Genomic DNA, 17,245 nt, shown 5'->3' with positions numbered 1-17,245 from the left:
TAGTATATATCCATTTTTCTTTTGCTGTTTAATAAAAAATGCTAAAAGGAGATGTACAATGAATCAAAAAGAAAGAATGTTGGCTGGATTACCTTATAAAGCTTGGCTGGATGGACTTAATGAAGAGAGAATACAAAACAAACTGAGGATATATGATTACAATCTAATTCCTCCTGATAAGCAAGAAAAAATGCTGACAATGATTAAAGATATATTAGGGAAAACAGGAGACAATGTTTTTATAGAACAGCCTTTTCATTGCGATTATGGAAAAAATATAGAAGTGGGAAATAATTTTTATGCAAATTATAATTGTATAATATTAGATGTAGGTAAAGTAACAATTGGCGAAAACGTTATGTTTGCTCCAAATGTATCAATTTATACAGCAGGACATCCAATTCATCCTGAGTCAAGAAATTCCGGTTATGAATATGGCTTTCCTGTGACAATAGGTGATAACGTATGGGTTGGTGGAAGTGTTGTAATAAACCCTAACATTAAAATAGGAAATAATGTAGTAATAGGCTCTGGAAGCGTTGTTAGAAAAGACATACCAGATGATGTTATTGCCGCTGGGAATCCCTGCAGAGTAATACGAAAAATAACCGATATTGATAGAAAATACTATTTTAAACATAGAGAATTTGACGTTGATGATTATTAATTATAGTAAAATCGTATCTCACTAAGTACCTAGCCAATTGGAAAAACTCTATATATGCAAATTCAGATTATGAATTTGCATATATAGAGTTTACAGTAAAAATTGAAAATAAATAAATTGTGTAATTTACCTAATTATGGAGGTAGATAATAGGAGAGATTTAAAATGAGAGTTATTTATAAAATGAAAACTCATCCTGAATGTCATAGGGATGCAGTAGTTCAGGGCAGTAATTATAGATTCACAGTACTTACATCAAAGCTTATACGTCTTGAATATAATAGTAAAGGACTATTTGAAGACAGAGCTACACAAACCGTATTAAACAGAAATTTTCCAGTACCACAATTTGAAATAATAGATAAAGAAAACTCTTTGGAGATTATAACAGATGATGTGCATATGATCTATAATAAAGGTAAGTTTACTAAAAGCGGTCTTTCCTTTCAGGTGAGAGGTAATGTAACCAACTACCATAGTATATGGCACTTTGGAGAAGAAACTACTGATTTAAAAGGTACAACACGAACACTAGATCATGCTGATGGGGAAATTCCGCTAGAACATGGACTCATTTCAAAGAATGGCTTCTCAGTTATTGATGACAGCCATTCACTAATTATATCGAAAGATGGCTGGGTAGTGCCCCGTAATGAAGAAACCATTGATTTTTATTTCTTGGGATATGGCCATAGCTACCAAGAATGTCTTAAAGATTTTTACACCCTTTGCGGAAAAACACCACTACTTCCACGTTACACACTTGGCAATTGGTGGAGCCGTTATCACAAATACACAGAAACTGAATATAAAGAGTTAATGAAAAGATTTGAAAAAGAACAAATACCATTTTCTATAGCTGTTATAGATATGGATTGGCATCTTGTAGATATTGATCCCAAGTTTGGAAGCGGTTGGACTGGCTATACTTGGAATAAAGATTTTTTCCCTGACCCAGAAGGCTTTATGAATTGGCTTCATAAAAATCACATGAAAATCACATTAAATGTTCATCCAGCAGATGGAGTAAGAAGTTTTGAAGATAATTATATAAAAATGGCTAAAGCACTTGGAATAAATTATGAAAAAGGAGAAAAAATAAATTTTGATATAACTGATGAGGAGTTCTTAGATGCTTATTTTCAATATCTTCACAATCCTTTAGAAGATGAAGGCGTTGACTTTTGGTGGATTGATTGGCAATCAGGTAATCTTTCAAAAATTCCAGGACTTGACCCTTTATGGATGCTTAATCACTATCATTATCTTGATAGTAAAAGACGTGGTACAAGGCCATTAATATTTTCAAGATATTCTGGTTTTGGAAGTCATCGTTACCCAATAGGCTTCTCTGGAGATACCGTTATCTCATGGGAATCTCTTGACTTTCAGCCTTACTTTACTGCCAATGCCAGTAATGCAGGCTATAGTTGGTGGAGTCATGATATTGGTGGCCACATGCATGGATATAAGGATGATGAATTATGTACCCGATGGGTTCAGTTTGGTGTATTTTCTCCTATTATGCGTCTTCACAGCACAGATAATCCCTTTAATGGTAAAGAGCCTTGGAATTACAATAAGATTTCTGAACTTACTATGAAGAAATACCTGAAACTCAGACATGCGCTAATTCCATATCTATATACCATGAATCGCTATGCCAGCAGAGAAGGTAAACCTCTTTTAAGACCTATGTACTATTTGGAGCCAGAGCAACCAGAAACTTATGAAGTTCCAAATGAATATTACTTTGGTACTGAACTCATTGCCTGCCCAATTACAAAAACTATAGATAAAAAGGCTTCTGTAGCTAAAGTCAACGCATGGATTCCAAAGGGACTCTGGTTTGATTTTTTTAACGGACGCATATACACCGGAAATAGAATGGCTTCTCTATACAGAGGAATAGAGGATATTCCGGTACTGGCTAAAGCTGGTGCCATTGTACCTATGACTGATTTAACGGAATATACAAATGAAGTTAACAATCCTAAAGCTTTAGAAGTGAAAATATTTGCTGGAAATAGCGGTGAATTTCACCTCTATGAAGATGCAGGAGATACTGCAGAAGATTTAGATGAAAATTGGGCAGACACTATTATGAAACTTAATTGGTGTGAACATCCTGAATTTATTATAGAAGCCGCGAAGGGAAATATATCTGTACTTCCTAAAAAGCGAAGCTTTAAGTTAAAATTTTATGGAATAACAAATAATAATATATTATTAAAAATTAATGATATAGAAGTTGAATCCAGCGTTATATATGATGATAAAATGCACCTGCTTACAGTTCATATACCTAAAGTAGATATCCTTAACAAAATCACCATTAGGTTCCTTAACAGGACAGAAGTTGCTAATAATAATATTGTTTCTGAAGCCTATGAATTCCTTCATAACTGCCAGATTGAATATGATTTAAAAAGTAATATTTATAACTATATAAAAGAAGCTCCAAACTCTATCAGTGCTATAAGTTCTCTTGCAGCTTTAAACCTTGAACCAACAATATTTGGGGCTCTATGCGAAATATTATCGGCCAAGTATTAAATTTTGTTTGCCATTCCTATACCAAACAACATATAAAGACATAATTATTCAATGTTAGAAATTTGTTATTTGACTTACTGTAAATAATCATATGTTCTTTTAACAATTTTTATTTTTAACCTGACTAACTTGGCGTAAGTCTCCCACGCACTCTGTACAGCCCTCACACAAAATCAAAAAGAAGATTTTGGTTCTCTGCTTGCACTCTGTGAAAGCGATTCACACAAAATCAAAAAGAAGATTTTGGTTCTCTGCTTTTCTTCAAGTGAGAGTTTTACGCCAAGTAAGCCATGCATTCGCAGTTCTAAAATTCATATGGGTTAAAAGAACCACCACCTGAATTAAGAACTTGCTTCAATTTAAGAATCATAAGGAATTATTATAAAAATTACATACAATAATTCCTTATGATTCTTGTTATTAATTATCCTTGGCCTTAGGAATCACAGATGATATTACAGGCTTTCCTTCACTATCCAAAAGTACAGTTAAACCACCAGCGTATCCATCAGCAGTAAACAAATAGTTTACCCCTGTCTCTGTGTCTACAATTATCTTACAGCTTGGTGCAAATCCTTGTTTATATATAACCTTAAATCTCTTATCTTCATTACTATTAAACATTTTACACCCCCATATCTCTTGTAAAGCTACATTTTATATTTAGATTATAACATACTGCTTTACATACTCCATAATTTATCAAACAAATATTTATTGTAAATCCATTGAATAATATAACAAAAGATACTTCCTATTCTCTAGAAAGTACCTTATGAAATAATTTAAAGCATTCAATTAACAGGCAGCTTTACATATTTTTTATATAAATCATAAATCTCTTATAAGTTATTTCAATGATAAGATAATTTGTTCACTACTTCTAATCTTACCTATCCTAGGAAATATATATTTAAAAACATAATCATGTTCTTCCTTTGTGGAAGCAGTCATTGCATCTTCTGCAAAAATTTGATTATAACCATATTGAAAAGCCTCTCTTGCTGTGGTATCTACACCAATTCCTGTAGAAATACCGCATAATACAATGGTATCAATTCCACGGCGTCTTAACTGCAAATCAAGGTCAGTACCATAAAATGCTCCCCACTGCCTTTTAGTAATAGTATGAACACCTTTACCTTTTGCTATTTCAGGCACATAATTATCCCAACCTTCAGCAAACTGTACATGATTAGCCTTTAAATCCACATCTGGCTTTAACATATCTTTTCCATCTATAGAAGAAACTCTTACAAGAACTACAAATGCTCCTTTTTCCGTAAACGCATTAACTAATTTAGCTGACTTTTCAACAACTTCTGCACCTGTATATGGTAAACGTTCTGTGTTTACAATTCCATTCTGTAAATCTATAGCTACAAGTGCTGTTTTTTCTGATTTAATAAATTCATTTTCTGATATCTTTAAATTTTCCATTTACTATCTCCTATAAGTTAATTTATTTTCATATGCCTAATGGATCTTCTTTTAAAACAAGTTTTTTATAAACTTTAAAATAAACCCAAATTGCATTCATAAGTAATAATGCTCCTGTAATAAAGAATACATATCTTATACCTAAACAAGCTGCTACTTGTCCTCCTAAAATTGAACCACCAAATACTCCTAAATACTGTGCAGAAATATTAAATCCAAATACTCTTCCTGTAAGAGATTCCGGAGTAATCTTTTTAACTAAAGTATTTATAGAAGGATTAAGCCCTCCCATTGCTAATCCCAATAAAAATCTAAGCCCCATTAATTGCCATGGATTTTTTACAAAGGCCTGTGGTATAAAAATGACTCCTGCTAATATAAGTGCTGCCAATATAACTTTATGTGCCCCAATTTTATCAGAAAGCTTTCCAAGCCTTGGTGCTGATATTATATTTGCAAAACCTGCTGCTGAAAATACCATTCCGGCCAATAAAGCTACATGACTAGTATTTACAGATAATTGAGTAACGTATACTGTTACAATAGGTTCTACAGAATATAATGCTAAGGCTAATATAAATGAAGTGATGAACATTATAATAGTTAAACTCTTATCAGGAACAATACTCCATATTTCCTTAGCACTGAGTTTTCCTTTATCTTCACCAATGAAAGATTCCTTTACAAATAACAAAGTTGCAATAAATGCAATCATAAGTAATGAACCTGTTATAAAAAATACATTTTTCAAACCAAAATTTTCTTCTATAAAACCTCCAATCATTGGTCCAATTAGTGAACCTGCAATACTTGATGTTGAAAGGGTACCTAATGCCCAGCCTGCATTTTCCTTATCTGTCTGAGTGGCAATTAGAGTAGTGCAAGCTGTACTGTAACCAGTTATGATTCCCTGCAATAATCTCAATCCTATAAGCACATATACATTTGGTGCAAATCCCATACTTCCTACAACTATTGCCATGCCTAAACTTGCCCTTAAAAGCATTGGTTTTCTTCCAAATTTGTCAGCAGCATGCCCCCAAATTGGTGAAAATATAGCAGAAATTATGAAAGTTGCACCAAAAGCAATTCCTGAAAATTGTTCAATTAAATTAGTATTAGAAATACCCAGATGTTTTATATACAGTGGTAATACCGGTGCAATTTGGCTCATACCTATACTGGTTACAAACATTCCAAACCAGCAGACTATCAAATTTCTTTCCCACATTTTCATGCTTACAACCTTCCTTCTTTATATAATAATAAACTATAATATATAGTTTGTAAACTACTAACTATAGTTTGATAAAAATCTTTTATAATGTTAAACTATGCTTGTGGATTAGATTTATTAGATGAATATCAGAATAGTAATGAGTAATTCTACGAGTAAGATAGATGAATTATACAAGGAGTGTTATAATGGCTCAAAAAAGAAATTTAACCAAGGAAAAAATTATTAAAGCTGCTTTTATATTAGCTGATGAAATTGGAATAAATCAACTTACTTTTCCTAAACTTGCAGAAAAACTGGATATAAAATATCCATCTCTATATAATCATTTTAATAATATGGATGATCTTAAAACAGAAATGACAGTATCATTTTTAAAGGAACTGAATTTAAATTTAATGCAAAAGCTAGTTGGCAAAAGCGGCTCTGATGCCATTATAGAATTCGCCTATACCTACAAGAAATTTGCTTTTGAAAACAAGACGGCCTATGGTCTTTTTATGAGTATTCCAAATGCAGAAAATGAAAAAGTGCATAGTTTAGTTAAGGAAATTGGTGGTATTATACGTCAGATTTTAGCGTTTTATATTAAAGACCAAACATACTTGATTCATAAAAGCCGAGCTTTAAGAAGTATGCTGCATGGCTTTATTTCACTAAGTTTTCTTAATTACTTTAGAAACAAAGCAGATTTAGATGATAGCTTTAATTTTATGATAGAGGACTTTATTTTCTCATTTTCCAGAGAATAAAAATGTTATAAGCCTATTAATATTATTTCTTTAAACTAACATTTTTAAGATAACAGTAGCAATTTGTAAACAAGTCTTCATTGCCTACTGTCTCATTAATGGTATTAAAAAGTAAGGCTAAAGGACCCTTCGTACTCATTATTATAGTAACGAAGGGTTATAACTCATATTTCTGGCATTGGCAGTATTAAAAATAGATATTTTTGAAATTTTGATGTTAAATATTATTTCAATTAATCTAAAGACTTATATCTTAAGGATACCTGGTTATCCAATATATTTACAATATATTTTGCTACTTCTATATGAACTGGGTGACTTAAATAGGCATTTAAATCATTAATTGAATTATATTTAGTAATTAACATGAGGTCATAATCACCTTTACTTATATCAATTTCAACTTTTAAATCAAGAAGGGTTTCGATCTTCCCCTTCATACTTAGTAAAATTACTCTTGTCTTTTCAATATTTTCATTATTTCTTTCCTTTAATCTGATAAACAAATTATTGACAATCATTTAAAACTTTCCTTTTTTTACTTATAATATTTTTATAAACAAATCATTTTTACTGCTTTTCTTCAGGAAGTAAAATTTTCAGATTAGTAATCCTATCATTATTTAAAGTAAAATAAAAATCCAGATTGGTAGGACTTCCTTTGAAATTTCCAGAAGCAATTGCTGTAAGTATTATATTTCCATCTATTTCTAGTAAATTTACAGCTTTTAGAGTATCATTATACTTTTTATTAGTCTTATCACTCCACTCCTTTATAGCCTTCACTCCAGATATATTTTCTCCTTCATCTTGTACGACAGCGTTATCTGAAAAACAAGAAATAAATTCATTACTGTTATGTTCATTTTTTGCTTTGATAAAATCAGCAATAGGTTGTGGTAATTTAATATTCATAGCACATTCTCCTTCTAGCAAATCAGTAATAACATTAAAAAATCCATCTTTATTTTTTAGAATAGTTTTTTCATTTTATCAATTAAGATCAATATTACAACAAGTAATAATTCTATATTGATTTCTAAAGCTTCTGCATAAAAAATAATTTAACTAATTAAAACTGCTTCTCCTCTGAATTAGCCTTAAAATCTTTTAGATTCACAAGTTTTTTCTTTTCTCTATTCCCTTTTGTAGTAACCAATTCACCTTTATCATTAGCTTTTTTAAATACATAATCTCCTGTAAGTAGATTATAATCCTCCGTATCAGCATTATCTCTTGTTGTTGTAGGGTTATAATATGAACCTAATGTAGCACCTATTAAATACCACCCATTATTTTGATATCTGAATCTATAGGAACTAAACCATCTATCATTGCTGCCTCCATAAAAGCTTAATAAAACTGATCCTCTATCTATAGTTATGCTTTCAAATGGATCTCCAAAAGCTCCCCCTTCATTGGAAAGCAATACTGCCTTCGGCGCTGTTATTGAAAGCGAATAGGAATTATTCTTGTTTCCTAAAAGTATCATTAATGATCTAGGTGCTGCTTCCCCCTGAGATTTACTAGTGCCTTCAACAACCATCACCTCAACAATATGCCATCCTTTTGGAATAAATGAATTTATATCTAATTCAGTATTCACAGTATTCCCAGTATCAATTCTGTTTTGATTAGCAGTTTTTTCCGTTGAATTGCTTTTATTGCTACTGTTATCTTTATCCTTTGAAGAACTATCTTCTGATGAAGATACTGCATTATTAATATTATTTATCTGATTATTGCTATTTTCAGATTTATTAATACTACTGATTGACTTATTATCACATGCTGTTACTACTATGAAACATATTAAAATTGAAATTATTACAAATATTTTCTTCATAGCTATTGATCAACTCCCTATTATTCTTTCCATATCTCCTTAGCAGTTTCCACCACAAGCTTTATCTTCTCCCACTGCTCTTCTTCTGTTAATATATTGCCTTCTTCCGTAGAGGCAAAACCACATTGTGAACTAAGGCAAAGTTTATTTATATCCATGTACTCACAGGCTTCAGCAACACGGGCTTTTAATCCCTCTTTACTTTCAAGTCCTCCATGTTTTGTAGTGACAAGTCCCAGTACCACATATTGATCCCCTATATACTTTAAAGGCTTGAAATCTCCCGAACGTTCGTTATCATATTCTAGAAAAAATCCATCTACTTTACAGTTTGGGAATAAAACTTTGGCAATAGGTTCATATCCTCCAGAAGCAAACCAGGAAGAGTGAAAATTTCCACGGCATATGTGAAGTGTTATAATCATATCACTAGGATGATCTTCAATACTTTCATTAATAATCCTTACATAATCTTCTGCAAGCTTATCAGGATCTATTCCTCTATTTCTTAAATGATCCCTATGAATTTCGCTGCAAAGGCTTCCAAAGGAAGTATCATCCAGCTGAAGATATCTGCATCCTGCTTCATAAAAGGCCTTCACCGCTAATCTATAAACTTTAACAATATCCCTTAGTAATTCTTCATTAGTTTTATATATATTATTTCCATTATGATTTTGAACAAAATGGAAAAGTGCTGGTGATGGAATTGTAAATTTAGGAATGCTGTCTTCTGCTATACTTCTTAGGTATTTAAAATGTTCTATCATTGGATGATCTTGAAATTTTATTTTATCTACAATACGAAAACTTTCTGCTTTTATTTTGGATCCATTAAGATTTCTCCCTTGATTTAAATTTATTTTCTCCGTTCCCTCTATGCCTAAAAAAAAGTCAAGATGCCACCAGGTTCTTCTGAATTCTCCATCTGTAACTGCTTTAAGTCCCATTTTTCTTTCTTTACGTACAAGCTTTTTTATTTCCATATTTTCAATATCAGTTAGCCGTTTAAGATCTATTTCGCCCTTTCGAAATTGAATATGAGCTTTTTTGATTTCATCCGTACGAAGAAAGCTTCCTACAATATCATATCTAAAGGGAGGAGTTTCTTTTCCTTTGCCCATTAACTTTCTAATCATATTTTCTCCTTTCACCCATACCTATAACAAATAATAATTTGGATCAAAATAATTTATTGAAACAGTAGAATTAAGCATATCTACAAATTCTGCTGCTATATTACTAAGTTTAATATCCTTATGAGCAATCCATCCTACAGTAAATATATCGCTATTTTCAAGTGGAATGGACTTGATATCCTCTCCATTTAAATCTGAAACCACTATTCCCGTACCTATAGTATAACTGTCCGTACCTATCAATAGATTGGAAAGGGTGGCTCTGTCATTCACTCTTATTATCTTATCGGTTTCATAAATATTTATCATCTCTTCTGAAAAATACAGAGAATTATTTTCTCCCTGATCAAATTTTAAATAAGTAAAAGATTCTAGATCTTTAATGAGGACACTTTCTCTTTTTGAAAGGGGATGATTTTTACCTAAAATCACATGAGGATTGCTATTAAATAAAGGTGTAAATTTAATATTGCTGTCATTAAATATTTTGTTCATAATTTTAGAATTGTGCTCATCAATATAGAGTATTCCAATTTCACTATGAAGTGTTCTCACATCTTCAATTATTTTATAGGTTTTTGTCTCTCTCAGATTAAATTCATATCTGTCATTATCTATCTTTCCTAGCAATTTTATAAAGGTTTCTACCACAAAAGCATAGTGCTGAGTTGAAATAGAAAAATGTAAGGGCTTCAGTTTTATTCCTTTATAATGAGCTTCCATAAGTTCTGTCTGCTTTATTATCTGCCTTGCATATCCCAAAAATTCAATGCCTTCTGACGAAAGAGTTATCCCCCTATTTGTTCTGTCAAATATAGTTATACCCAGTTCATTTTCCAATTCTCTGATGGCATTAGAAAGGCTGGGCTGAGATATAAATAGTCTTTTGGCAGCTTCGTTCATTGATCCGCAATTTGAAATCTCAATGGCATATTTTAATTGCTGCAGAGTCAAAATATCCCCCTCCTCCTACTTTTCATCAAATCTATTATTTTTTTATGTCTATCATAACTCCTTTTATAAGTTTCACTTTCTATATTTGAACTTCTCATTATTATTCCATCAGAATTCTTATCATTGAGAACATAAAAATTCTGTGGGAATACAAAATAGTTACTAACAAAATTATTAACATGTTATACACATATCCACAGGCTTATACATAAAATTCTGCTTTATCTTCTAGCCTAATACAAGCCAATTTGCCTTTAGCCTGTGAAAAAACACATCCACAGTCTATATAATAGGTATCATTTACATTCAGTATTCTTACATCTTTATAATTTTTATTAATAATCTGAACGGGAGTGTGACCACAGATAATATTATATCCTTTTATTTTTTTCTCATGACCTATACTTTCTCTGTACCACATTAGAGTATTTTCCTCCTGGACATCCATTATTTCCCTTAAGGATAATTTATCGTATTCATCAGGAAGCTTTATTCCCCCATGAACCAATATATTATTACCAACTATTTTATAAAGGGGAAGTTTAGAAATATACTCATATAATGAACTATTAAACTCTTCTCCCCTTTTCATTATTTCCATATAGGTTCTTTGACCGCCATTCATAAACCAAGAAATGTCTAAACTCTTACCTTCAATTTTATCTTTATAAAATCTTTCATACATAAGTTCGTGATTACCTTTTAGTAAATATATGTTTTCATGTCCTCTGATATAATCCAATATATGAAGTGGCTTCTCTCCTCTGTCAAATATATCTCCTATTACATATAATTCATCTGACTCAGAAAATTTTATAAGCTTTAGAATTTCAACAAATTTTTCATAACATCCATGAACATCACTTAAGGCATACTGACCCATATCTATCACCATACTTAAAATTAAGTTTTTAATATTATTTACTTTTTTCAATATTATCATCAAAAATTACAGCTTGTGCTACGATTACATCCTAACCGTTAAATGTACAAGAAGGAGACCCATATAATTTATAACCTTCATCAAGTAATTTAGAAACCCTTTTACAAAAATTAGAATCATCTTTTCCAGTAATTAATTTATATCTAAGTTTATTTTCCATATAAATTACCTCCACTAGTTATTTTATTAAGCTCACAGTTAATTTACATAAAGTAATATCAGAATTTTATATAGTATAATGTAATTTTTATTATATAAGAGATGCAGCTTTTTTATCTGCAATTACAGCTACAGATGGATGCAGCTGAAGTATGGAGGAAGGATTCTCCGTACTTATTTTTCCATTAAATATTCTACCTATAACCTTTGCCTTGTTAACCCCCGATGCTAAAAGTATAATTCTTTTTGACTTCATTATTTGCCCCACTCCCATGGTAATAGCTTTACTTGGTACCTCTTCAATATTTTTAAAGAATCTTGAATTTGCCTTTATTGTATCTTCAGTCAAATCAGCTAAATGAGTATATGCATATAATTCCGAAGAGGGTTCATTAAATCCTATATGTCCATTACTTCCAACCCCAAGTATCTGCAAATCTATGCCACCTAATTCATTAATCTTCTCTTCATAATCTCTACATTCCTTTGCTACATCTTCACAAGTACCATTAGGAATAAAAGTGTTATTCTTATCTATATTAACATGATCAAAAAAGTTTTTATTCATAAAATATCTATAGCTTTGAGGATGTTCCCCAGAGAGCCCTCTATACTCGTCTAAATTAAAAGTTTTTACTTCTGAAAAATTTACTATTCTATCTCTGTTATATTCTATCAATTTTTTATACATACCTAAAGGAGTCGAGCCCGTTGCAAGACCCAAAACACAATTAGAATTTTCATTTATAAAATCAGAAACCATTTTGGCTGCATATCTGCTTATTTCATCATAATTATCAAAGACATAAAGTTCCATTAAAATCTCCCCTTTAATACTATAATTCACGATAATAGTATAAATATTTGTATCCTACTTATATTATAATCAAAATAAGGTATTAATTTCAAAATATTATAATTAATTTGGTATAATAAAATAAGAAATACTATATGATTTAAATTGCTTTGAATCTTATATAGCAATTTAATTTACAAGCTATAGTATTTCTTTAACAAATATCTAGAAACCTCTTCTCAATAAGCGTAGAATATAACTGATTATATAGGATATTATAGAAAATACCAATGCCATAATAAGCAGTGCTGCTGCATAAGCGTTATATTTCCCTACCCTTGATATATATTCATAAGTGTTTATGTTAAAATACATTGCAATAAAATTAACTACAACAATAACTAAAAACAAAAATATGAATCCATCTAAAGCTCCTTTTATGTCTGGAGTACTCAAAGCAATATGTGATGAAACACAAAAAGCCAATATTATAAATATCCAAAAAGTTATTTTTGTAATATTTGATAAGGTAAATATACTTTTTATCAAAGTAATGGATATAAGTACATTAGAAGTTATCAAGCTCTTATCTAAAATATTATAATTTCCCTGAACCCTTAAATTATTTTGTAGAAGATGAAAGGATTCTGGTAAAAGAAAATACAGACCTATCAATAAAACAAATATACCGCTTATAATGGGTCCAATACCTATAAAAAAATTTCCTATTCTTTGATATATATTATTGGGATTATAGGAATGCTCTACATATCCCAGTACTCCTGTTTTACTATTAGTATCAATTAGCTTCATCTTAGTAATTTTATGTCCAAATATAATACACATAACAGCATGTCCTATTTCGTGAATAGGTGTACCAATTAGTGCAAAAGTCATAATTCCCTTGATGCCAAAAGCCCTTTGCATATTTCTGTTTGTGCCTTTTTCCAAAATTCCAAGCAACAGTCCAATTATTATTATCAATGCTGTAAGATAAAATAATTCTGCTGCACTTCTCTTTAAAACAACAATAAATAAATCCATCTCAATTCCTCCAGAGTGCTTTACCAAATATTTTCATATTATAAAATCAAACTTGGCTAAAGCAATTAGAATAGATTAAATCTATATATCCTTTTCCGTACAGACTTCAATGCCATTTTTCATAAGCAACTCCGCGGTAAGACCTTCACCTTCTATAAGTTTTCCAGAAAAAGTTCCATCATATATAATACCACAGCCACAGGAAGGACTTTTTGACTTAAGTATAGCTTTCTCTATTCCCATAGCCTTTGCTATTTTTAAAACTTCTTCTGCCCCTCTAGTGAAGTTATCAGTAAAATCCTCTCCATCTTTACTTAACACTTTTTTTATGCCATCATCTCCAAGAGTAATCTCACAGCTTACTCTTGGAGTTTTCAGTCCTCCCAATTGCTCAGGACACACCAACATAGCTTTACCCTGTTTCATTAAATCCATAACAAATTTATTTTCGCTATTCTTGCCATCATATCTACAATTAACTCCACCTAAACAGGCACTTATTAAATACATGATTTTATCTCCTTTCTTAGTTAACAGTGGATAGTTGATAGTGGAAAGTTAAAAAAGTTCAGATATCAAAGTTCAAAGAACAAATAAAGATGTTTTTTCTGTAGTGTAACAGCGGAAAAATATCCATCACTTTCAACTTTTAACTCTCCACTTATTAGGTGTAATTGCTACCATCGCTTTTCCCGATTTGATATTAGTTCTTTGATCTTTATACTTTGATTTTTATTTCCTACCCCTGTTATAGTATTTTATAATCACCGGTTCCGTTATAAATGCTATTAAGTCTCCTAAAGTTGATATGATTCTAAGCAGAACCGCTGCCAGCAATACTATACTATTAGTATAAAATGGTGTCAGTATAAAAATTAAAAGGGCCTCTCTTATACCCACTCCTCCAGGAGCGCCAGGTACTATGAAACCAAGTACCCAAGAAAGTATATAGGAAAATATTATTATAGTGATTGCACCAGCAGATACTTGTGCACTTAAAATTAATTTTAAACACAATAGAAGAAATACTCCTGGAACCACCAAAGTTAAACCATAGATAAAGAACAGTTTAACTAAAAGTTTTAAAAACCCTTTGGTAAATAGATGACTATAGTTTTTTAGAAATTTTGTCCTTTTACATATAAACCAAATTGATATTGCTATTACTAAGATCACAGCTAAAATAACAGCTACCACAATACTGATATTTACTTTAGTCAATACATATTCTATAGAACTCTTTAAACTTCTCATTGCAAATATACAAGACAAAATAAGAGAAGTAAAAACAAGCATTAATATTTCCAGTATACTGCAAAAGGTAATATCCAGTTGTTTAAATCCAAGTTTTCCAGCCAATAAATTTCTTCCTGCAAAATGCATAAAGTTCCCCGGCAGATATTTTGCAATATTAGATTTTACATAAACACCTGTAATCTCATTAAAAGGTATTTTATCTTTGTTTATAAATTCCAATATACTTTTCCAGGCATAGGAAGATACATATACCATTATTGCATATCCTATAGACATCAATATGATGAATATTACGGCTGATAAAGGGTTTGTTATATATCTCACATCTAAATCCATAGAAATTAAAGACTTTCCTATAAAAATAAATGCTGCAATTGTGATTATGTAACCTATATATTTAATAAATTTATTATTCATATAAAACTCATTTCTTTCTAATTTGGAATTTATAATTTTTAACTGCAGGAAATTTCTTATTCTCCATTACATAGAGTATTTTTTCCTTTAATTTATCTGAACTACCCATTTCCACATAATAATAATTATCATTGTCTTCTTTGAATAATTCATGATTGGCAGGATTATCTCCTAGTATCATTGGCTTTTCCATGACGTTATATATATAAGCCTTACCGGGAATAGTCCTTAATGCCTTTTCAATGCTATTGTTAAAATGTCCTGCAAGACATAAATCTGCTGCTGCAATCTTTTCTGCCAAAGCTTTTTGAGAGAGCCAAGGTATAAACACTACATTTTTATAGGTTTTATACTTATCCATGTACTCTTTAGGTACAGGTCCTATAATTTGAAAAATTACAGATTCTATATCTTTCATTTTTTCAATGCACTGAAGAATGACCTCTATACCCTGAAGTGGCAGAATGCTTCCAAAATATAAAACTAAAAACTTATTATTCAGTTCTTTTGATTTTTTAACGGTTCTTGGATAATATATGGACGAATCCGCCATAAGATACATTACATTGATTTTACTTTTATCTGCTCCAAGTTCCCTTACAAAATAATTTCCGTGGGCATGGGTATCTACAATAATTTCATCTGCCCTTTTCAATGTTATTCTATCTAAATATAAGAGTATTTTTCCAATTAAACTACTGGATTTAAATTTTTTTCTGTCATTTATCATTGTATCATAAAGAGAAATAAAGAAATCTTCTATAATAACTTTTTTTCTAAATTTAAAACCAAAAAAAGGCAGAATCAATTGTGGAGCAAAGCCCACAAATACCTCATCATAATTTTTTATGGATATAGTAATTAATTTCCAATATATTTTAATAAGCCTTGAAATATAGCCTTTATCATCATAGCCTATTATTTCAACCTCTGAGGATAATTTTTTTAACAGTTCTATTTCCTGCGAATTACGAATATAGTCAATATTCTTTGTAGTTATAAACAACACTTTCTTATTTTTTATAACATTACTAATATGATCCTTTTTAAAATTAATCTGTTTCATATTTTTTTTCTGCCTTTAAATTTTTTACTTCTGAATCATAATCCAATTTGCGTACCCTGTATTGAATATCTTCTAACAGCTTACGATTGGAGGCAATTAAATCTGCTTGAAGACCAGTAATGACAGTTTGAAAACCAAGTATTAATAGAAGAACACTTAGTAAAATAGACTGCACATGACCAGCACCATTTCCTTGAACAAAAAATACTAGAAATCTCAGTGCTATTAAAAGACCTATAATAAATATAGTTAATCCTATAAGGCAGAAAAACTTAAGAGGTTTATACATCATATATGCTCGTATAATAGTAACAGAAGAACGTTTTATGTAATTTCCTATACTTTTAAAGAGACGAGATTTTCTAATCTCTGGATTAGTCTTTATGGGAACAGAAGTCATGGCTATTTTATCTTGACCAGCCTGTATTATCGTTTCAAGGGTGTATGTATAATGATTTATAACGTTTAACTTCATTGCCGCTTTGCGTGAATATGCTCTAAAGCCACTAGGTGCATCGGGAATGTCTGTATTAGAGGCCTTACGAACTACCCAACTGCCTAAATGCTGAAGCATTTTTTTCCTTTTAGAAAAATGCTCTGTATCATCTATAGGACGACTTCCAATGACTATGTCATATTGTCCATCTATAATTGGTTTTACAATATTTTTAATATCAGATCCAGAGTATTGGTTATCCGCATCAGTATTTACAATAATGTCTGCGCCCAATCTAAGGCAAGCATCTATACCCGCCATAAAACCTGCCGCCAGGCCCTTATTTTGTTTAAAGGATACTACGTGATGTATTCCCAGTGACTTGGCTACTTCAACGGTATTATCAGTACTACCGTCATTTATTATAAGGTATTCTATTTCATCTATACCTTCAATAAAATTAGGTAAATCTTTAAAAGTATGTGGTAAGGTATTTTCTTCATTATAACAAGGTATTTGAACTATAAGTTTCATAA

19 protein-coding genes are annotated in these 17,245 nt (G+C 30.8%); 3 read left to right on the top strand and 16 right to left on the bottom strand.

The window, feature by feature from the left end:
* Positions 1-58 precede the first annotated feature (58 nt).
* Together CLPA_RS01715 and CLPA_RS01710 are read left to right on the top strand one after the other, a co-directional pair.
* Positions 59-667, top strand: a complete 609-nt coding sequence (locus tag CLPA_RS01715) for a sugar O-acetyltransferase (protein WP_003440959.1) — start codon at positions 59-61, stop codon at positions 665-667.
* 165 nt (positions 668-832) lie between these two features.
* A complete protein-coding gene (locus tag CLPA_RS01710; protein WP_003440955.1) occupies positions 833-3,223 on the top strand; it encodes a glycoside hydrolase family 31 protein in 2,391 nt (796 codons plus the stop codon).
* A 420-nt stretch (positions 3,224-3,643) separates the two neighbouring features.
* Here CLPA_RS01710 and CLPA_RS01705 read toward each other — a convergent pair whose 3' ends face one another.
* The 3 genes from CLPA_RS01705 to CLPA_RS01695 form a co-directional block, all read right to left on the bottom strand.
* Positions 3,644-3,847, bottom strand: a complete 204-nt coding sequence (locus CLPA_RS01705; RefSeq protein WP_003440951.1) for a DUF6440 family protein — start codon at positions 3,845-3,847, stop codon at positions 3,644-3,646.
* 225 nt (positions 3,848-4,072) lie between these two features.
* Positions 4,073-4,663 carry a hydrolase gene (locus tag CLPA_RS01700; RefSeq protein ID WP_003440948.1) on the bottom strand — a complete coding sequence of 197 codons (591 nt, stop codon included), beginning with the start codon at positions 4,661-4,663 and terminating at the stop codon, positions 4,073-4,075.
* Between the two features lie 28 nt (positions 4,664-4,691).
* Positions 4,692-5,900 carry a multidrug efflux MFS transporter gene (locus CLPA_RS01695; protein ID WP_003440945.1) on the bottom strand — a complete coding sequence of 403 codons (1,209 nt, stop codon included), beginning with the start codon at positions 5,898-5,900 and terminating at the stop codon, positions 4,692-4,694.
* A 188-nt stretch (positions 5,901-6,088) separates the two neighbouring features.
* On the opposite strand from CLPA_RS01695, the gene CLPA_RS01690 reads away from it, so the two are divergent.
* Complete coding sequence (locus CLPA_RS01690; RefSeq protein WP_003440927.1) at positions 6,089-6,652, top strand: TetR/AcrR family transcriptional regulator; 564 nt, start codon at positions 6,089-6,091, stop codon at positions 6,650-6,652.
* A 233-nt stretch (positions 6,653-6,885) separates the two neighbouring features.
* Here the strand turns inward: CLPA_RS01690 and CLPA_RS01685 are convergent, their stop codons facing one another.
* The 13 genes from CLPA_RS01685 to CLPA_RS01625 form a co-directional block, all read right to left on the bottom strand.
* The gene (locus tag CLPA_RS01685) at positions 6,886-7,173 is read right to left on the bottom strand and encodes a Dabb family protein (RefSeq protein ID WP_003440924.1); all 288 of its coding nucleotides are present in this window, start codon (positions 7,171-7,173) and stop codon (positions 6,886-6,888) included.
* A 49-nt stretch (positions 7,174-7,222) separates the two neighbouring features.
* Complete coding sequence (locus tag CLPA_RS01680; RefSeq protein ID WP_003440920.1) at positions 7,223-7,567, bottom strand: nuclear transport factor 2 family protein; 345 nt, start codon at positions 7,565-7,567, stop codon at positions 7,223-7,225.
* Positions 7,568-7,724: 157 nt separating this feature from the next.
* Positions 7,725-8,498 (bottom strand): hypothetical protein, encoded by a 774-nt coding sequence (locus tag CLPA_RS19950; protein ID WP_003440915.1) that lies wholly within the window; start codon positions 8,496-8,498, stop codon positions 7,725-7,727.
* A gap of 20 nt (positions 8,499-8,518) precedes the next feature.
* Positions 8,519-9,637 carry a 5-methyltetrahydropteroyltriglutamate--homocysteine S-methyltransferase gene (locus tag CLPA_RS01670; RefSeq protein ID WP_003440912.1) on the bottom strand — a complete coding sequence of 373 codons (1,119 nt, stop codon included), beginning with the start codon at positions 9,635-9,637 and terminating at the stop codon, positions 8,519-8,521.
* Between the two features lie 21 nt (positions 9,638-9,658).
* A complete protein-coding gene (locus CLPA_RS01665; protein WP_003440909.1) occupies positions 9,659-10,591 on the bottom strand; it encodes a LysR family transcriptional regulator in 933 nt (310 codons plus the stop codon).
* Between the two features lie 202 nt (positions 10,592-10,793).
* Entirely contained in the window at positions 10,794-11,534 is a 741-nt protein-coding gene (locus CLPA_RS01660; RefSeq protein WP_003440907.1) for a metallophosphoesterase family protein, read from the bottom strand.
* Positions 11,535-11,565: 31 nt separating this feature from the next.
* Positions 11,566-11,694, bottom strand: coding sequence for a DUF1737 domain-containing protein (locus CLPA_RS20230; protein ID WP_003440904.1), 129 nt, complete (start codon positions 11,692-11,694; stop codon positions 11,566-11,568).
* A 90-nt stretch (positions 11,695-11,784) separates the two neighbouring features.
* Positions 11,785-12,510 (bottom strand): glucosamine-6-phosphate deaminase, encoded by a 726-nt coding sequence (gene nagB, locus CLPA_RS01650; RefSeq protein ID WP_003440901.1) that lies wholly within the window; start codon positions 12,508-12,510, stop codon positions 11,785-11,787.
* 204 nt (positions 12,511-12,714) lie between these two features.
* Positions 12,715-13,533: a hypothetical protein gene (locus tag CLPA_RS01645; RefSeq protein ID WP_003440898.1), complete on the bottom strand. Its 819-nt coding sequence runs from the start codon at positions 13,531-13,533 to the stop codon at positions 12,715-12,717.
* 81 nt (positions 13,534-13,614) lie between these two features.
* Positions 13,615-14,043, bottom strand: coding sequence for a 2-thiouracil desulfurase family protein (locus tag CLPA_RS01640; RefSeq protein WP_003440894.1), 429 nt, complete (start codon positions 14,041-14,043; stop codon positions 13,615-13,617).
* A gap of 222 nt (positions 14,044-14,265) precedes the next feature.
* The gene (locus CLPA_RS01635) at positions 14,266-15,207 is read right to left on the bottom strand and encodes a lysylphosphatidylglycerol synthase domain-containing protein (RefSeq protein WP_003440891.1); all 942 of its coding nucleotides are present in this window, start codon (positions 15,205-15,207) and stop codon (positions 14,266-14,268) included.
* A gap of 7 nt (positions 15,208-15,214) precedes the next feature.
* Positions 15,215-16,273, bottom strand: a complete 1,059-nt coding sequence (locus tag CLPA_RS01630; RefSeq protein WP_003440888.1) for a glycosyltransferase — start codon at positions 16,271-16,273, stop codon at positions 15,215-15,217.
* The gene (locus CLPA_RS01625; RefSeq protein ID WP_003440885.1) at positions 16,260-17,243 is read right to left on the bottom strand and encodes a glycosyltransferase family 2 protein; all 984 of its coding nucleotides are present in this window, start codon (positions 17,241-17,243) and stop codon (positions 16,260-16,262) included. The genes CLPA_RS01630 and CLPA_RS01625 overlap by 14 nt, the downstream gene beginning before the upstream one ends.
* Positions 17,244-17,245: the final 2 nt, after the last annotated feature.

This window comes from Clostridium pasteurianum DSM 525 = ATCC 6013 (assembly GCF_000807255.1).
Taxonomy (GTDB): Bacteria; Bacillota; Clostridia; order Clostridiales; family Clostridiaceae; genus Clostridium_I; species Clostridium_I pasteurianum.
This window is presented reverse-complemented; position numbering and strand designations above follow the sequence as displayed.

Coding starts and splice junctions, on each gene's coding strand:
- CLPA_RS01715 (WP_003440959.1), top strand. CDS start 59: ATGAATCAAAAAGAAAGAATGTTGGCTGGATTACCTTATAAAGCTTGG.
- CLPA_RS01710 (WP_003440955.1), top strand. CDS start 833: ATGAGAGTTATTTATAAAATGAAAACTCATCCTGAATGTCATAGGGAT.
- CLPA_RS01705 (WP_003440951.1), bottom strand. CDS start 3,847: ATGTTTAATAGTAATGAAGATAAGAGATTTAAGGTTATATATAAACAA.
- CLPA_RS01700 (WP_003440948.1), bottom strand. CDS start 4,663: ATGGAAAATTTAAAGATATCAGAAAATGAATTTATTAAATCAGAAAAA.
- CLPA_RS01695 (WP_003440945.1), bottom strand. CDS start 5,900: ATGAAAATGTGGGAAAGAAATTTGATAGTCTGCTGGTTTGGAATGTTT.
- CLPA_RS01690 (WP_003440927.1), top strand. CDS start 6,089: ATGGCTCAAAAAAGAAATTTAACCAAGGAAAAAATTATTAAAGCTGCT.
- CLPA_RS01685 (WP_003440924.1), bottom strand. CDS start 7,173: ATGATTGTCAATAATTTGTTTATCAGATTAAAGGAAAGAAATAATGAA.
- CLPA_RS01680 (WP_003440920.1), bottom strand. CDS start 7,567: ATGAATATTAAATTACCACAACCTATTGCTGATTTTATCAAAGCAAAA.
- CLPA_RS19950 (WP_003440915.1), bottom strand. CDS start 8,498: ATGAAGAAAATATTTGTAATAATTTCAATTTTAATATGTTTCATAGTA.
- CLPA_RS01670 (WP_003440912.1), bottom strand. CDS start 9,637: ATGATTAGAAAGTTAATGGGCAAAGGAAAAGAAACTCCTCCCTTTAGA.
- CLPA_RS01660 (WP_003440907.1), bottom strand. CDS start 11,534: ATGATAATATTGAAAAAAGTAAATAATATTAAAAACTTAATTTTAAGT.
- CLPA_RS20230 (WP_003440904.1), bottom strand. CDS start 11,694: ATGGAAAATAAACTTAGATATAAATTAATTACTGGAAAAGATGATTCT.
- nagB (WP_003440901.1), bottom strand. CDS start 12,510: ATGGAACTTTATGTCTTTGATAATTATGATGAAATAAGCAGATATGCA.
- CLPA_RS01645 (WP_003440898.1), bottom strand. CDS start 13,533: ATGGATTTATTTATTGTTGTTTTAAAGAGAAGTGCAGCAGAATTATTT.
- CLPA_RS01640 (WP_003440894.1), bottom strand. CDS start 14,043: ATGTATTTAATAAGTGCCTGTTTAGGTGGAGTTAATTGTAGATATGAT.
- CLPA_RS01635 (WP_003440891.1), bottom strand. CDS start 15,207: ATGAATAATAAATTTATTAAATATATAGGTTACATAATCACAATTGCA.
- CLPA_RS01630 (WP_003440888.1), bottom strand. CDS start 16,273: ATGAAACAGATTAATTTTAAAAAGGATCATATTAGTAATGTTATAAAA.
- CLPA_RS01625 (WP_003440885.1), bottom strand. CDS start 17,243: ATGAAACTTATAGTTCAAATACCTTGTTATAATGAAGAAAATACCTTA.